Annotated in this window: 23 protein-coding genes; 18 read left to right on the forward strand and 5 right to left on the reverse strand. The window is 42.6% G+C overall.

Going from position 1 to position 16,055, the window contains the following annotated elements; translation table 11 throughout:
• The first annotated feature begins 12 nt into the window (after window positions 1-12).
• From WC445_01200 to WC445_01245, 10 genes are all read left to right on the forward strand, one after another.
• Complete coding sequence (locus WC445_01200) at window positions 13-1,296, forward strand: hypothetical protein (protein ID MFA5128563.1); 1,284 nt, start codon at window positions 13-15, stop codon at window positions 1,294-1,296.
• A gap of 25 nt (window positions 1,297-1,321) precedes the next feature.
• Entirely contained in the window at window positions 1,322-2,521 is a 1,200-nt protein-coding gene (locus WC445_01205; GenBank protein MFA5128564.1) for a phage major capsid protein, read from the forward strand.
• 78 nt (window positions 2,522-2,599) lie between these two features.
• Window positions 2,600-2,851, forward strand: coding sequence for a hypothetical protein (locus WC445_01210; protein ID MFA5128565.1), 252 nt, complete (start codon window positions 2,600-2,602; stop codon window positions 2,849-2,851).
• A gap of 12 nt (window positions 2,852-2,863) precedes the next feature.
• Window positions 2,864-3,286, forward strand: coding sequence for a hypothetical protein (locus WC445_01215; protein ID MFA5128566.1), 423 nt, complete (start codon window positions 2,864-2,866; stop codon window positions 3,284-3,286).
• A gap of 114 nt (window positions 3,287-3,400) precedes the next feature.
• The gene (locus WC445_01220) at window positions 3,401-4,030 is read left to right on the forward strand and encodes a phage head-tail connector protein (protein ID MFA5128567.1); all 630 of its coding nucleotides are present in this window, start codon (window positions 3,401-3,403) and stop codon (window positions 4,028-4,030) included.
• Between the two features lie 3 nt (window positions 4,031-4,033).
• Window positions 4,034-4,411: an NUMOD3 domain-containing DNA-binding protein gene (locus tag WC445_01225; protein ID MFA5128568.1), complete on the forward strand. Its 378-nt coding sequence runs from the start codon at window positions 4,034-4,036 to the stop codon at window positions 4,409-4,411.
• Entirely contained in the window at window positions 4,404-4,775 is a 372-nt protein-coding gene (locus tag WC445_01230; protein MFA5128569.1) for an HK97 gp10 family phage protein, read from the forward strand. Before WC445_01225 ends, WC445_01230 begins: the two co-directional genes overlap by 8 nt.
• 13 nt (window positions 4,776-4,788) lie before the next feature.
• The gene (locus tag WC445_01235; protein MFA5128570.1) at window positions 4,789-5,220 is read left to right on the forward strand and encodes a hypothetical protein; all 432 of its coding nucleotides are present in this window, start codon (window positions 4,789-4,791) and stop codon (window positions 5,218-5,220) included.
• 22 nt (window positions 5,221-5,242) lie between these two features.
• Window positions 5,243-5,404, forward strand: a complete 162-nt coding sequence (locus WC445_01240; GenBank protein MFA5128571.1) for a hypothetical protein — start codon at window positions 5,243-5,245, stop codon at window positions 5,402-5,404.
• A gap of 11 nt (window positions 5,405-5,415) precedes the next feature.
• On the forward strand, window positions 5,416-6,390 hold the full coding sequence (locus WC445_01245; GenBank protein ID MFA5128572.1) for a phage tail tube protein: 975 nt from the start codon (window positions 5,416-5,418) through the stop codon (window positions 6,388-6,390).
• 51 nt (window positions 6,391-6,441) lie between these two features.
• On the opposite strand, the gene WC445_01250 is transcribed toward WC445_01245, so the two are convergent.
• Window positions 6,442-6,648, reverse strand: a complete 207-nt coding sequence (locus tag WC445_01250) for a YHYH domain-containing protein (protein ID MFA5128573.1) — start codon at window positions 6,646-6,648, stop codon at window positions 6,442-6,444.
• Between the two features lie 4 nt (window positions 6,649-6,652).
• Window positions 6,653-6,868, reverse strand: a complete 216-nt coding sequence (locus WC445_01255; GenBank protein MFA5128574.1) for a DUF350 domain-containing protein — start codon at window positions 6,866-6,868, stop codon at window positions 6,653-6,655.
• 31 nt (window positions 6,869-6,899) lie between these two features.
• Between WC445_01255 and WC445_01260 the strand changes: the two genes are divergently transcribed.
• Both WC445_01260 and WC445_01265 read left to right on the forward strand, forming a co-directional pair.
• On the forward strand, window positions 6,900-7,238 hold the full coding sequence (locus WC445_01260) for a hypothetical protein (GenBank protein MFA5128575.1): 339 nt from the start codon (window positions 6,900-6,902) through the stop codon (window positions 7,236-7,238).
• Between the two features lie 53 nt (window positions 7,239-7,291).
• Window positions 7,292-7,435 carry a hypothetical protein gene (locus WC445_01265; protein MFA5128576.1) on the forward strand — a complete coding sequence of 48 codons (144 nt, stop codon included), beginning with the start codon at window positions 7,292-7,294 and terminating at the stop codon, window positions 7,433-7,435.
• Here the strand turns inward: WC445_01265 and WC445_01270 are convergent.
• Window positions 7,429-7,827 (reverse strand): hypothetical protein, encoded by a 399-nt coding sequence (locus WC445_01270; GenBank protein ID MFA5128577.1) that lies wholly within the window; start codon window positions 7,825-7,827, stop codon window positions 7,429-7,431. The two genes, WC445_01265 and WC445_01270, sit on opposite strands and share 7 nt — an antisense overlap.
• A gap of 58 nt (window positions 7,828-7,885) precedes the next feature.
• Between WC445_01270 and WC445_01275 the strand changes: the two genes are divergently transcribed.
• The 5 genes from WC445_01275 to WC445_01295 are packed head-to-tail and all read left to right on the forward strand — an operon-like array spanning window position 7,886 to window position 12,738.
• Complete coding sequence (locus WC445_01275; GenBank protein MFA5128578.1) at window positions 7,886-9,766, forward strand: tape measure protein; 1,881 nt, start codon at window positions 7,886-7,888, stop codon at window positions 9,764-9,766.
• 6 nt (window positions 9,767-9,772) lie between these two features.
• Window positions 9,773-11,263, forward strand: coding sequence for a hypothetical protein (locus WC445_01280; protein MFA5128579.1), 1,491 nt, complete (start codon window positions 9,773-9,775; stop codon window positions 11,261-11,263).
• Between the two features lie 12 nt (window positions 11,264-11,275).
• A complete protein-coding gene (locus WC445_01285; GenBank protein MFA5128580.1) occupies window positions 11,276-11,731 on the forward strand; it encodes a hypothetical protein in 456 nt (151 codons plus the stop codon).
• Window positions 11,732-11,734: 3 nt separating this feature from the next.
• On the forward strand, window positions 11,735-11,935 hold the full coding sequence (locus WC445_01290; GenBank protein MFA5128581.1) for a hypothetical protein: 201 nt from the start codon (window positions 11,735-11,737) through the stop codon (window positions 11,933-11,935).
• Window positions 11,936-11,940: 5 nt separating this feature from the next.
• Window positions 11,941-12,738, forward strand: coding sequence for a hypothetical protein (locus WC445_01295; protein ID MFA5128582.1), 798 nt, complete (start codon window positions 11,941-11,943; stop codon window positions 12,736-12,738).
• A 214-nt stretch (window positions 12,739-12,952) separates the two neighbouring features.
• Here WC445_01295 and WC445_01300 read toward each other — a convergent pair whose 3' ends face one another.
• Complete coding sequence (locus tag WC445_01300) at window positions 12,953-13,225, reverse strand: hypothetical protein (GenBank protein MFA5128583.1); 273 nt, start codon at window positions 13,223-13,225, stop codon at window positions 12,953-12,955.
• A gap of 312 nt (window positions 13,226-13,537) precedes the next feature.
• Window positions 13,538-14,473, reverse strand: a complete 936-nt coding sequence (locus tag WC445_01305; GenBank protein ID MFA5128584.1) for a tyrosine-type recombinase/integrase — start codon at window positions 14,471-14,473, stop codon at window positions 13,538-13,540.
• A gap of 450 nt (window positions 14,474-14,923) precedes the next feature.
• On the opposite strand from WC445_01305, the gene queA reads away from it, so the two are divergent.
• Window positions 14,924-16,030, forward strand: coding sequence for a tRNA preQ1(34) S-adenosylmethionine ribosyltransferase-isomerase QueA (gene queA, locus WC445_01310; GenBank protein MFA5128585.1), 1,107 nt, complete (start codon window positions 14,924-14,926; stop codon window positions 16,028-16,030).
• Window positions 16,031-16,055 lie beyond the last annotated feature (25 nt).

The raw sequence follows: 16,055 nt of genomic DNA on the forward strand, positions 1-16,055 counted from the left end.
AATTTATAAAATATGAAAACTCACAAAATTTTTACAGAGGAACTCAAAGCAAAATTGCTCGGATTTTTGCAGTCGGAAAAAACAAAAGAAGCTTTAGAAAAAATTAAAGATTCAAATGAAAGTGGAAACTTTCAGGGGATGGTTATTTCTACGGAACATGATGATCGTCAGGGTGAAAAGGTTTTGCAAAATGGGATGGATTCTTCTTTCTATATGTTAAATCCGGTCGTGACTAACGGTCATAAATACGACGGAATTGAAAATATAATTGGCTTAACAACCCGACTCTACTCGGGAGAAGTGGAAGGTATTAAGGCTACCCTTGCCGATGGTAAGTGGGCACCCACGGAAGAAGGGCAACTGGCACGGAAGTTATGGGATGGAGGATTTCTCAACGCGGCTTCAGTGGGATTTATTGTGAAAGAGTTTGATCCATCAAATTCTAAAATAATCGCAAAATGGGAACTTCTTGAATGGGCGGGTTGCGTGGTTCCGTGTAATGGGAAGGCTACGCGTAAAAAATGGTTACTAGATATGGGTTTAAATGAGGATGATTTACGCTCTAAGGGTTTTACGGTTGTTGAAGAAAAGGAAGAGCCAAAAGAAGGTGACATCTGTACGATGGAAGATGGCACGGAAGGTGAAATGCAAGCGGACGGCGACGGAAAATTAGTCTGCATGGCAAAAAAGGCTGTTAAAACCGAAAAGCCAGCGGAGGCTAAGGGTGAAGTATCCGATCAACTAGATGAAGAAGCAAAACGAAAAATAAAATGCGACAACTTAAGGGCGATGGATAATATTTTATACGCTTTCTGGGATGTCTATCTTGATGAGAAAACGGAGCCAATGCAGTTTGGGCCGTTGCTGAAAGAAGTTATCCAACTCCTGGCCGCTCTGGTGCCGGCCGACGCGGTGCAGGCGAGCGCCGTGGCCGAACGAGTTAAAACTATCGCGGAGAAAACGATTGAAGATATTTTGATCAAGAGAGGAATTGATGTTTTGAAAGAAAAATCGGGCAAGGTGTTATCGGAAAAAAATCGCACTTTGATTTCGTCCAGCGTATCAACAATGGAACAATCTATCGCCGCCTTGAAGGAGTTGCTTACCGCAACCGAGCCCCAGGGTGACGAGGGTAAATCCGTGAAATCGGATGACCCGAATAAAAGGTCGAGCGACGCAGGATCTGACTCTGAGGAAATATTAAATCAATATTTCTTCGTAAAACAGGTTTTGCGTTCAGTCAGTACAGCCGTGAGCGATGCTCTCGGCAAAACAAAATTAAAAATAAAAAAATAGTTTAAATAATTAATCATAAAATATTATGTTAGAAAAAGAACAGATGGAAAAGATGCTCGCCGAGATTGAATCCAAATTCAAGACTGTGGTTGACGCATCCATGGAAGAAAAACTCAAGTCCGTCGTCGGACCTCTCGTGGCCCAGGAGACCAAGAGTATTGTGGAAAAAATGCGCGTTGAGCGGGCGCTCTTTGGTCATGACAGATCCGGATTGGATGAAGAGCAAAAAAAGAAATTTGTTGAAAGTGTTAAAGCCATTGCTCTTGGCCGCACTAAAGCCAATGAGGCTCTTATTCCGGAACAAGACAGCCGCGGCGGTTATTTAATGCCGAAAGAAGTTGCGAATGCCATCGTGCGCATTGCCGCTTCAGTCGGTTTAGTACTGTCTCAGGCCGCAAAATGGGAGATGAAAGGGGATGAGTTGGAAATTCCCAACTACACTGGTTCGTTCCTCGAGGGTGAATATCTTGGCGTGGACGCTGAGGGCGTGGTTACCGCTCTTAGTTTTGGTACAGCCAAATTAATCACCAAAACTTGGCAGTTAGTTTTCGCGGTTAACAAAGTTCTCTTGGCTGAAGCCAGTGTTAACTTGGCCGATTGGCTCCTTGCCTTGGCTGCTGAATCCCTGGCCAACATGGTTGATAAGCAGGCCTTCGTCGGGACCGGCAATCCATTCGTCGGTTTGCTCTACAACGACGACGTGGCCGTGAAAACTCTTGCCAGCGGCAAAGATACGTTCGCAGAGTTTAACGTGGTTGAAGATTCTTCTGCCATGATTGGTGATATTGAGGAATCAGTACTTGATGGAGCCGCGTTCTACATGAACCGCACCGTTTGGGCAAGTCTCCGCGTGCAAAAAGATGGAGTAGGTAAATATCTCCTGGATCACGCCGGTGCGCCGACTGACGCAATCTTGAAATACAATCCGACCGGTGGCGGAGTGAAACCGGCCGGCGAGATTCTTGGTTTCCCGGTCTTCACTTGCAGACATTTGCCGTTGCTTTCTGCCACTGCCGTCTCCACTAAGTTCTTGGTGTTTGGCAACTTCAAGGCGATGGCTTACGGCGACAAGGGTGAAATGGAAATGGAAGAACACAAGTCAGGTTCATTCGGCGGCAAAGAAATTGCTCGTTCTTACCAGCGTGCTTTGGTGATGAATCATCGCCATGCTTTGGTGACGGCGCTTCCAGCCGCGTTCGAAGTGGCTAAGACTGCTGCCAGCTAGACCTAAGAAAGGATAATTAAGTTTTTCCGTCCCTCGGGTCGTTCACTCGGCCCGGGGGACGCGGAGTGAGGATTATTTATGAAATATAAAGTGCTAAAACCAATCGCATGGAGCGGCAGGAGAGAAAAGGGCGAGATTGTAGAAATGCCGGAGGAAGAAGCGAAGAATATCGGCGCGGAATTTTTGGCGCCGGTCGAGGACGAAATAGACAAACCTTCTGCTTCCAAAGAGGGAGCGCCGGAGTCCGAATCCGTGACAACGGACGAAGAAAAGGTCGAGGACGAGGCGAGCCGTCCGGCTCAGAAGAAAAAAGGAAAAAATAAGAAATAAAAAATTACTTTTATGCGCAGCGTATACGATGGAGTAAGAGCATTGGCCGCGGTGCGGCCGGTCGCGGCGGATGCCGCGGCTACAGCCATTGCCATTGATACCCTCGGGTATAACTCGGCAATGTTCGTAGTTCATAACGGCGCGGCTACCGGGACACCGACTAGCTACACCGTTGACGGCAAGGTGCAGGAATGCGCCACGTCCGGCGGTTCCTACGTCGATGTTTCAGGTGCGGCGATCACTCAAATTGTCGCCGATAATAAGACCGCTCAGATTCGCGTTGAAGGTTTGGGAACAAGCCGTCTTCGTTATCTGAAACTTCTTATCACCCCGGCCATGACCGGCGGCACAACGCCGAAAGCGTTGATCTCAGGCACGGCTCTTTTGGGCCGCGCTTACAAAAATCCGGTTGGCAACAGCGCGACCGGTGCCTAGAATATCAGTTTGATTTCTGATTACTCCTTCCACTTCCGCTTTTAGTGAAGTTTGGGAAATAAAGTACCAAAATAAACTTAAGCAGAGGAGGGAGGAGAAATGAGCAATTAAATTATGGCAACCATTGCCCACGCAATTACAACTTTAGACAGGGTAAAAAGTCGCATAAACATCGCGACCGCGGTTACTACCCATGACACTGTTTTAGAAGGGCTGATAGCCGCGATGACCGACTGGATTGAAAATTTTTGTGATAGAAGATTTAAAGAGACGGCGTATTCAAACGAAGTTTATGACGGCGGAAATTTAGATGGCCTCAGAAAAAAGTGGCTTATTTTAAAAAACTGTCCGGTGATTGGAAGCTTAACGGCATTTTCATACATGGCCGGAGTTCCGTCCACGCCATACTGGACCGCTTTTTTGAGGGACGACTATGATTTGAACGGCGACTCAGGGATCATCAAACTTTTTAGCGTTTTGCCGAATGGATTTAGAAATATCAGGGTAAGCTATACCGCCGGATATAAAATTGATTTTACCGCGCCGACAGATCCGACTAAGCACACCTTGCCATTTGATTTATCCAACGTGGCTGAGCGATTAGTGATCAAGGAATTCAAAAGGCGGGAATCGGTTGGCAAGGCGCAGGAATCGCTTGGAGATTCTTCGATGACGTGGCGCGATGGTTTGGAAAAAGAGGATCTGGAAGTTTTGGAAAGATACAAGCGAACAATTTTTGTATGATTTATGCCAAAAGGAATTTATAAAAGAAGCGAAGAACAAAAAAGAAAAATGAGTGTGACCCATAAAAAAATAGGCACACCATGGTTGATAGGTAAAAAATTATCAGAAAAAACTAAACAAAAAATGAAGTATAGTCATAAAGGATCAAAAAATTATTTGTGGAAAGGTGATTTAGTTGGCTATCGTGCGTTACATCGTTGGGTACAAACATGGAAGGGAAAGGCTGATCATTGTGAAGCGTGCGGAGACGACAAAAAATACCGCAACCCAAGACATTATCAGTGGGCAAACGTAGATCATAAATACCGCAGAGTTTTAGAAGATTATATTTCATTCTGTGTAAAGTGCCATAAAAAATTTGATTCTAAAAAATGTGATTGAGTTGGAAATCAAAAATTTAGATAAATTGCAAGATTCATTAAAAAAATATCCGGTGATTGCCGAGAGGTGGCTTCAGAGAGCGATTGAGGCAAGCATCGCTGAAATTCAAAAAAATGCGACAAGAGGGGTGTTGCCCTGGCGGACTGGCAGATTAGCCCAAAGCTTTGGTGAAGGCATCAGGTTGGGCAGATTATGGGGCAAAATAGGGCCTACCGTGAACTATGCCATCTTCGTCCACGAGGGTACGCGCCGGGGAATAAAGCCAAACCGATTCATGAACAGGATCGCGGAAAAAGCCAGCCCGGCAATTCAAAAACATTTTTCATTGGCCTTGGATAAAATTGTTGAAGAGGTCGCCGGTTAAACAAAATAAATTTATGTCTTTAGTAGCAACTTTCACTAAAGTTTTAGACAAATTAACCGGACTAGTTCCGGCGACTTTGAAAGAAGTTTATGACTGCAAAATAGATCCTCTGGGTGCGGAATTTGGGAGCTATCCGGTGGCGCAACTTCTTGAATCGCAAAATGAAGCTGATTATTTTACCAATAAAGAAAATATTAGTGTATTTGCTTACGAAATATTTATTTTTGTGGAAGCAGAAAATCAAGGATTGAGCAGTGCTCACAGTTTACTTAGAAGTACGGTAGACACCATAATCAATGCTTTTGATTCAGATTTTACTCTTGGCGGCGTAGCGGACGCGGGAGTAGAGGCGGCCTTTGCCGGTTTTTCAAATTTTAGTCGCCGGGGCGGAAAGATGGCGGTAGCGACCATTACTCTAAAATGTCACAAAACAAAAGTAGTGTAATTAAAATTTAATATCTAAATTTATGATCAAAGCAGCAAAAAACAAAATGATTGATGGAGAAGAAAATAAAACCGCGCCGGTCGAGGAAGGGGAAGAATATTTTTTCCCGGATTACGGAGTGACGGTTCGAGCAGCCTCCCGGGAGGAAGCCGAGAAAAAAGCCAAGGAGTTATCTAATAAATAATTTAATTTTATATGGGAAAAATTTTAGGGCGCAGAATAAGTTTGGGCATCGCAAAAGAGGCGGTGCGCGGCACGGCCGAGACCGCTGCCACTTTCTACCTTCCACTTTTGTCTAAATCTTATGACGAGAAGATTGAGCAAGTGGTTGATGAATCATCAATCGCCGTGATTGAGGATTCGGTTGACGCAAAAATTGTTAAAAAATTTGCGGGCGGAGATTTTGAATGCAACATCGGAGACAAATCATTCGGACTGTTATTGCTTTCTCTTTTGGGTACGGTCACGTCGGTCGTAAAAGAAACTACGGCTTACAATCACACATACGCTTTCGCTCAAACAGCGCAACATCAGGCTCTGACGATGTTTTTGGATGATCCGAACGTTCAGGATTACAAATACCCGCTTGGGATGGTTGAATCGTTGGAAATAAACTTAGAGACCGGCAAGTTTGCCACGTTTAAAATCGGAGTGAGATCCAAAAAGGGCGCGACAGCAACCTTGACACCGAGCTATACGGCCGAGAATAATTTTTTGGCGCAGCACGCGGTATTTAAAATCGCGACTAATCTTGCCGGACTCACCGCGGCGAGTGCCATCAGCATTAAAAAAATAACCCTCAAATTCAGCCCGAAACTTGAAGATGATGTTGTCTTGGGAAGTGTTGAACCGGCTGATTTTAATAACACAGAATTTTCAGTTGATGGTTCCGTTGAATTAACTTACGACGACGCGACTTTCATCACAGCCTTGACCGGCGACACGGCAAAGGCCATGAGGTTGGACATGATCAACACTGATGTCACAATCGGCGCTACTTCAAATCCGGAATTAAAGATTGACCTAGCCAAGGTTAAGTTTCAAGAAGTGGCGAGAAAAATGGACAACAAGAGCATCATTACCCAGACCCTGAAATTTAAAGCGTTTTATTCCATGACTGATTCGCAGTTGCTCTCCATTGTGCTCACAAATTTACAGACGGCCTACTAATAAAACAAAAGCCCCGCTCTTTTGCGGAGCGGGGCGACGGTTCCTTGAAAGTTATTTAGCTGATCGCTTTGCGTAATGTTTTGTTTCAGTTTTGACTTTAGTCGCATGGCAATGATATTCAGAATCAGACAAACCCCACTCAGAGCAATTCGTGCGGCAGACGTGACATCCATTTTTGTCGGTTCGGCCCGGGTGAGCAGAAACAACAGATGGAATCATCAAGGAAATGATTGTAAAAAAGATAATTAGATTTTTCATAGATTTATGAAATGGCGAAGCCAATGACTATGGCCACGGCGAGAATCACGGAAACCATGATGAGCGCCACGCCCAAATTGCCCTTTTTAATCTCTTCCCACTCATCGATCGGATTAATAACAGAAAAGATTTTAAGGACAACCGGCAGAATAATCGCCATAGAAATTCCGCCCGCGAGCGCCCAACCAATCATGATGAGATACTCCTTAAAAATTGGCATACGGATTTAAATTAATAATTAAAATAAATTTATGGCAGACAGAGAAACTAAGACAATCACCACTCCGGCCGGCCACGAAGTTGTTTTGAAAGAATGGGTCAACGGTAAAGAGATCCAGCAAATTGAAAATTTAATTTACAAAAATTTTGACATTCAGGGAGCGCGGGAAAATCCGAATTTTAAATTAAACACTTCTTTTCTTACCGAGCAGACAAACAAAACTTTGGAATTGGTTGTGGTTTCTATAGACGGAAAGACAGAAAATATTTTGGAAGAAATCTTGGCCCTGAAAGTGAAGGATTACAAATTCATCGTCACCGAGGCGAACAAAGTTATTGAGGGACTGGATGAGGAAAAAAAAACCGCATAGAAGAATCCTACCGGTATTTATTGAAGGTGGGGGAGGCGGAAGTTGAAAAAGAAATGTCAATCATCATGGTTTGTGACCGGATGAAATGGACTTATGAGGAATATTTAGAGCAGCCAAAATGGTTCATTGATACTTTGAGAATAAAATGGAATTGTGAAGCGGAAAGAGAGCAAGAGATGAATAAAAAAAATTATTGAGTTAATAATTTTGTGCAATCCAAAACAGTTAATTGATTTGGATCTCTCTGCACTTTTTCAAGACACTCATTATTCTTGTTCACTCCATCATTATATCTCTTGGTGTCATTACAAACATTACATTCTAACGGATATTTATAATTATTCTCTAAAAATAATCTACCACATTCTCCTCCAATACAATCAATTCCATCAGGCATTTTTGCACAATCATTGAATTCTTTATCAAATTTATCCTGATAAGCCTGAACCTCGGCAATGCATTTCTCATATTCTGCCTTAATCGGAGATAATTCTTTTTTCAAATCATTTACCGTTTTGATGCCATTAGAACAGCCCGAAATTAATCCAACACTAATTAAAGCCAATAAAATAATTAAGATTTTTTTCATAGGTTTATCAAAATTAGTTAGGTATCTAGAGAATATCATACCAAAATAATCTGTCAATATGGCTGAGACAACCCTATCCATCGTAATAAACGCAGTAAATAATGCTCAAAAGGCTTTTAATGATGCTTCAGCTGGATTAGAAAAAATTCAAAAAAATTTAAAACCGGCGACGGATGCAAGTAAAAAGTTTGCTCTTGGTTTGGGTGTTGTTGCTACTGCGCTGAGTACTTTTGGTATTTTATCCCTTAAAAGTGCAGGGAATATGGAGCAGACAAAAATTGCATTTGAGACAATGCTTGGGTCGGCCGATAAAGCCAAAAAGCTGTATAGCGACCTCGTAGCATTTGCAGCCAAGACACCATTCACCTTAACGGGTTTAGAAACAGCTTCAAAGCAATTGTTGGCCTATGGGTTTACGCAAGAAGAGCTTTTGCCGAACTTAAAAGCCCTCGGCGACATCGCATCGGGTGTTGGAATGGATAAATTGCCAAATCTTATCCTTGCATTCGGGCAGGTCCGCGCTGCAACAAAGCTTACGGGGATGGAACTCCGACAATTCACAGAGGCAGGTGTGCCATTGCTCGGAATGCTTGCGGAGCAAATGGGAGAACCAGTCTCCAGAATTCAGGAAATGGTTCATGATGGTTTGATCGGTTTTCCTGCCGTTGAACAAGCACTCAAATCGTTAAGTGGTGAAGGCGGTCGCTTTAATAATCTTATGGAAAAACAATCAAAATCGCTTGGTGGGATGTGGAGCAATTTACAAGATGCATGGGAACAATTTCTCCGTGGACAAGGCGCAAAACTTCTTGAGTGGGGAAAAAAATTAGTTGAAATGATAACAGACATTGTACAAAATAGTTTGCCACAATGGATCGCCGGAATTGAGAACGTAATAAAATTTTTTCAGGAGCATAAAGTTGCGATTTATATTGTGGCGGGCGCAATAATTGGTGCGCTTGTACCGGCAATTATTTCGGTGGCAATCGCTTTTGGAATAGCTGCAATCGCACTGGCACCGTGGCTCATAGGCGGAGCAATTATTGGAGCACTCGTGGCTGGGATTGTTTGGATTGTTCAAAATTGGGAATTAATTAAATCTAAAGTGGTTGAAATTTGGAATGCAATCGCCGGATTTTTAAGTGGAATTTGGGGAACTATAACTGGAGCCATCACAACTGCGTGGAATGCCATAGGTAGTTTTTTCAATGAAATTTGGGAGGTTATTAAAAATATTTTTAATTTTGCCATTACTTTTATTACTGGTTTAGTGATTGTGATTTTTAAGGCAATGGGAATTGATATTGTCGCTGTTTTTGAAGGAATAAAATTATTTTTTCAAAATGTTTGGAATGAAATTATGATTATTTTTAACACGGTAATTTCGACTATCCAAAATATTTGGAACACTGTATGGACGGCAATAAAAAATTTTATAATGCCAATCTGGGATGGGATTAAAAATAGTATACAAGCCGCATGGAAGTGGATAGTAAATGAATTTAAAGAAAAAACTAAGCCAATTGCTGAGGCATGGGAGACTTTATGGAAAGGGCTGGGCGACACAGTATCCATGGTTTGGGAAACTGTAAAAAATACAATAAAATCAAGCATTAATTGGATTCTTGAAGGAATTAATAAAGTAATTAATGCAATAAATAGCGTTGCAAAAGTTGGTGGTAAAGCGCTTGGTATTGAGGCCGTACAAATTCCAAATATCCCACTCTTGGCCTCTGGCGGAATTGTCAGTCGGCCGACTCTAGCCATGATCGGCGAGGCCGGGCCGGAAGCGGTGGTGCCTTTGTCGCGCGGATTCGCGGGCGCGGGAGCGGGCGGGATAACGATCAACATCAACGGCGGGACTTATCTTTCAGAAGAGGCGGCGCTCGATATAGCTAACACCGTTGCTAATGTCCTTAAATTACAACTCCGAACTTAATATACTATGGCTATTTTGGTCAGGGTAAACAACATAGATAAAACCGACCAAATCGATTGGTCTTCTTTTTCCAAAACAGAAGTTTTGACCAATCAAGTTGATACCCTGGAATTTAAAATTAAAAATTACGGAACAAAAATTTATAAACCCGAGTTGCTTGACACGATAGAGGTTTGGGATGGAAGCACAAAAATTTTTGGTGGATCAGTCATCGGCATTGAAGAAGAAAACAAAGGCAGGGTATTTCACAGAAAAGTAAAATGTAAAGATTGGACACATATTTTTGACCGAAAAGTTGTTATTGAATCTTATGAGAGCCAGACGGTCAACGCGATCATCGCGGATATTCTCACCACTTATTGCCCGGGCTTCACCGCGACAAACGTCAGTTGTTCTTTGACAGTAGATTTCATCGCTTTCAATTATGAGCAGCCTTCAAAATGTCTCCAGCAGCTGGCAGAGCTGTTTAATTATGACTGGTACATTGATTATGCCAAAGATATTCATTTTTTCAGCAAGGAAACAAATTTGGCGCCGTTTGATTTGGATGATACGAGCGGAAAATTTGTTTGCAAATCGTTGAAACTAAACCGGAAGGCCGAGCAGATGAGAAATGTCATCTACGTCCGAGGCGGGGAGTATAAGGGCAGTAGCTATTTTGAAGAGCAGGAAGCGGACGGTGACAAGACGGTTTATACTTTTGGCTACAAATACGCAAGTGTAGTTGTTAAAGTCAATGGAGTGACACAAACGCTCGGTATAGATTTTATTCACGACCCGGCATCATACGATTGTCTTTATAATTTTAATGAGAAGGCAATTAAATTCAGATCAGACAACAAACCCACGGCCGCTCAGATTGTGAAAATTGAAGGGTTACCCTACATTCCGGTCATCGTAAAAATTCAAGAAAATGCCTCGGTGACGCTGTACGGAGAATATGAGTTTAAGATTATTGATAATTCCATTGACAGCAAAGAAGGCGCGCGGCAGAGAGCGAAGGCCGAGCTCTACGCGTATGCAGGACAAATTTCAGAAGGCAGTTTTAGGAGCTATGAATCCGGCTTAAAAGTCGGCCAGAAAATTCATTTGAATTCGGCAGTGTGGGGTTATGATGAATGGTTCACTATCAATCGCATTACGTCCAGAGTGCGCAAGCCGGATACCGGAGAAATGGAACACACTTGTTCTTTAGTCACGACGCGAACGATGGGCATGATTGAAATTTTGCAGAAATTGTTGACCGCGGAAGACAAAAAAATTGAAATTAAAAAGGATGAGGTTTTGGATAAAATTGAAACAGTCCAGGAGGAAGTTTCAATCACGGAGCAGATTACTAAATACGCAAATATCAGCATAACAGAGGCGGTTAGCATCAGCGAGAATGTCCGGCGAGATCCATTTACAATCCAGTGGGTTTTTGGACCATACACTCCAATCGATGAGAATGATCCAAAACGGCCGTTCGCGTTTGATCGATGTTCATACTTTAATTAATTTATACTTAATATGTTTAACCATCAAATTAAAGATCCGGTATCAGTGACCGAAAACGTCACTTGCACTATCAGAGACGCTAAAACTGGAAAAATAAAACGAACCTACAAAATAAAAAATACCGTGCAGCTGGCCGGCCGGGCAGTTGAAGCCAGGCGTTTGGCCAATAACACAACTTATACAGGGATTATAAATTATGGTATTCTCTGCACCGGCGGAACACCCGCGGAATATTTTAGGAAAGTGGTGGCGTCGGCGACTTACGACGATGCGACGGCCAAGGCCTATGTTTCATGGTTTTTTACGGCCGCGGAAGTTGTCGGGACTTTTACACAATGGAGAAACTGTATTGATGGTGCGGCCGGGGCGGGAACTGGGCAGGAATGGACGAGGGTTAATGTTTCCTGGGTTAAAAGTGCTCTCGAATCACTTACTGTGGATTGTATTTATACTTTTAATGCAGTTTAATTTATGCCAAAAATTCTAAAAATTGAAATTGAAGTAGACGACAAAATTGACGCCTACCGAGCCGTCAGTATTTTAGCGCAGGAGTACAAAATTACTTTTGCTTCTTGGAACGGAGAAAACTGGGTCTTTGCCAAACCGGAACAGGCCAAATATTTTTTAAATCATCAATATCTTGATGAGACCGGAAAAGAAATTAAATTATAATTTTTATGTCAGAGCCAACAAAATCATTTGCCGCCGGTGAATATCCAATCTTAGTGACAGACATAAATGCTAATTTTATTGAGGCCTTAAACGACTATCGTGATTTTACGCTTGGCGAAACCGTCGCCGTTAATAACGCACTCTATTTAAAAGCCAGTGATGGCAAGGCGTATAAATGCGATGCTGATTTTGGTGATGAGCGAATTTTGAATTTTATCGGGTTTGCCAAAGAGGTGGGGAATGCAGATGACGTGAAAAAAGTGCAAACGAGCGGGAAGGTAACCGGATTATCGGGTTTAACAGTTGGAGCGCTTTATTATCTTTCAGCAACGGCAGGCGCGATCTCCGCCACGGCAGGGGCGTACGCCAAACAAGTTGGCATTGCCGTATCCGCTACGGCTCTTTTAATCAAGCAGGAAGATTTGACTGCGGCTAGGAAACTGGGGATTGCCACAAAAGATTTATCAGCGGCCAGCGGGGATCAGACAATCGCTCACGGACTTGGAAGAATACCAAAATATATCAGACTTACGGTTGTTTATAATCAATCGGTTGTAGCCGGAAGAGCCGAGGGTTGCTACAACGGCGTAACGCAAGAGTGTGTTGTTTTAGTTCACGATTATTCCGGTAATTCGTACATCGCAGAAAATCCGGCTGGGAAAATTGCCAAAGCGTACGGTGTTGCCTTGGCTAACTATCAAACCGCCGTTGCTACTTTTGACGCCACAAACATCACTTTGGCGTGGACAAAAACCAACTCTCCAACCGGCACGGCGTATATTCTTTGGGAGGCATACGCTTAAATTTTTGGCATAAATTTTTCCGCCACTTTTTCAATCTACCAAACCGTGGTATAATTTAGAAACAAGATTTGAGTTGTGGATAACTCTAAAAAAGACCTTTATGCTTGTCGGGGCCTTGACAGAAAAAAAATACTTTGGTAAAATTGTGCATACCGATATTTTGTGTTTTGAGTAAAACGAAACGGCCCCCATTTTAGTGAGGGCCGTTAAGTGTTTAGCCGGCGGTGGAATCAGCAGTTTGCTCTGCTGGTTCTTTTTTTACATAACGCTTTTTGGCGTCAACATAAAAACAGAACGCACGCTTGCCATGGTCTTTCGCATAAATGCGAACGCCATTGCGAAGCGTTATCCACGGACGGCAAATCATTGCCATACTCGTGTTTGTTATCCGGCGCTTAAACATGACCGGTTTGCCGTACCCCGGATTTAATTTAAGATAGATAACAAAACCACCGGGCGCAGACGCCCCGCCGTTTCTGTTTTTCACATTTGCGGCGAGTGTTCATAGCACTCCACAAACCCGAAGGTCTGGCGGAGCGACCACGCTCGATGGTTTATCTCTTTTATGGCGATTGAGATAATCCTGCGCCTCGTCTATGAAACGAGAATAAATTGTTTAACCAACTAATTTTAGATTAACACAACCCCTAAAAAAGCGCAAGGCCTATCAAGACCCTGGGAAGAAAATCGCTCTTAAAATCATAACCACTCCCGCGGCAATTACAAACCATGCAAGAAGATCAAGAAAGCTGCGGCTGTCGCGCGTAAGTCGTGGCATATTCTTTAATTTTACCGCACCCTAAATTTTTATCAAGAGTCCTTGCCGGAGATTTGATGAACCATAAATTTTATGGTACTCCCGCTCGATGTCTTTGTCTTCGGGATGAATGTAAATCTGGGTTGAGCGGATACTCGCATGGCCTAAGATTTTTTGTAAATATACCAAGTTAATATTATTCTTTGATCCCAGCGTGGCGAATCCGTGCCGGCAGGAGTGAGGAGTAATTTTTTTATCTATGCCACATTTCGTGCGTAGCCGACGAAAGAGGCGCTGGACCGCGCAAGGGCTGATTCTGTTTCCATAATTATTGGCATCAAGCGCGATGAAAAGTGCTCCGGCTTCCACGTGCTCCCGCTCGAGCATTTTCTGCCGCACGTCGAGCCATCTATACAAAACATCGTTTGTCATCTCATCCCAGAAAATCTGACGTCTGTGATTTTTTCTTTTGAACGTTTTGATCTCAGTCATTTTTTTATTAAGGTTTATGTCGTCAGCATTGATGCTTAAAAGTTCGCCAATCCGCACGCCGGTCGCAAAGAGTAAAGAGACGATTGTTTTGTCGCGCAGATCCCTGGGGAAAAACTCGTCGAAATAATTTATCATTCTTAAAAATTCATCGGGCGTTAAACATTCGTGAGATTTAACGTCGTATCTGTTCGGGATCGGGATCAGCCCTTCGGCATAGGGAACGAGGCCTTGCTGATGGAGCCAGTGCCAGAGGGAGCGCGTGGCCGTGATGTAGTGATAGCGCGTGCCACTATGCAGCCCCCGGTTTTCAAGCCACAAAAGAAAATTGGCAAAATCAGAGACGGTCAATTTTAAAATTTCTTTTCTCGTCAGGTCGAGCCAAATCTCAAGCTGGCGCAGCGCCCAAAAATACGATGAGACGGTCGCTCCCGAATGGCCGGCGCGGAGCCACACTAAGAATTGACTGATGATTTCTTTGTTGACCATAGTTTTTGTTTTTGTTATTATTTAATTAAAGAACATTCAACTTTACAATAGGCAAGGAATTTGTCAAATAGTTTAGTTGATTTTTGGTTGATATTGACTTTTAAAATTCAATTTATTATAATAAATTTATATGAGAAAAAGTGCTTTACACAAAGCGATTATTTTCCTTTATTTTTGCGAAGGATACACGATCACGGAGATTCACCGCGAGTTGAAAAAAATATCAAAACAGGCCGTCCATAAAGTTGTTAAAAATCGGTTGACGGAATTAAAATAGATTGTGGATAACTTGTGATTTGACAGATCTTTGATGTAGGTGTAAAGTTGAAAAAGAAATTGACAATTGAAGTCCGGAAGTTAAAAAGAGTGTGTAGTGCACCGCAGTGGCAAAAGAGATAAAGAGCATTTTCATGTTATAATAAAAGGGACGTTAATTCGTCCTTTTTTCGTATGAAATTATCTGAATTTGATTTTAATCTTCCGAAAAATTTAATCGCCCAAAAACCTGTTTCACCACGCGATGCCTGTCGGCTTATGGTTTTAGATCGTGAAAAAAAATCCATTAAACACGACTGTTTTTGTAATCTCGGGAAATATTTTCAGCCGGGCGATCTCTTAGTTTTAAATAATTCAAAAGTTTTGCCAGCGAGGTTGATCGGGAAAAAGGAAACAGGCGGTAGAGTCGAGATTTTATTATTAAAAAATCTTAAAGCCACTCTGTGGCAATGTCTTGTGGGTTTTGTTCCGGTTACTAAGCAGATTGGGCTGAAAATAAAATTTAGTAAAAAATTATTTGGTGAAATTATAAAGCGGGCGGGGGACACTGCCGTGATTAAATTTAATTTAGGCGGTGCGAAATTAATGGAACAAATTTTAAAGATAGGCCAGCCGCCCACGCCGCCATACATAAAAGTTAAAAGTGAAAAGTCAAAAGTGAAAAGTTGTTATCAAACGGTATACGCCGAGAAAATGGGTTCTGCGGCAGCTCCGACGGCAGGTATGCATTTTACGAAGTCATTGATGAATAAACTGAAGAAGATGGGCGTAGAGATTCAGTATGTTACGCTCCACGTCGGGCTTGGTACTTTTCAACCGGTAAAAGAGGAAGATATTACCAAGCACAAAATTCACAGCGAATATTTTGAATTGGATAAAAAAACCGCCGAGCGGTTAAACAATGCCAAGCGCGCCGGTCGGCGGATTATTGCTTGCGGGACAACTACAGCGCGGGTTTTGGAAAGCTGTTCTAAATTATTCCCTGAGTCCTTCGACGCGGCTCAGGATAAACTCCGCGTAGCGGTGGAGTCGAGGGGCGGCCTTCGACAGGCTCAGACCATAATAAAACCGCAAACCGGTGAGACAAATATTTTTATTTACCCCGGATATAAATTTAAATTTGTTGACGCCTTGATAACTAACTTTCACGTGCCCAAATCAACTTTGATAATGCTCGTTGCGGCTTTCGCCGGGAAAAAGTTTGTTGACCGCGCATATAAAATTGCTATAAAGAAAAAATACAGATTTTACTCCTTCGGCGATGCAATGCTGATTTTGTAAATTGACTAAAAAATAAAAATAGGTT

The organism is Patescibacteria group bacterium, assembly GCA_041650995.1.
In the GTDB taxonomy this organism is placed as follows: Bacteria; Patescibacteriota; Patescibacteriia; order XYB2-FULL-38-15; family XYB2-FULL-38-15; genus JAHIRI01.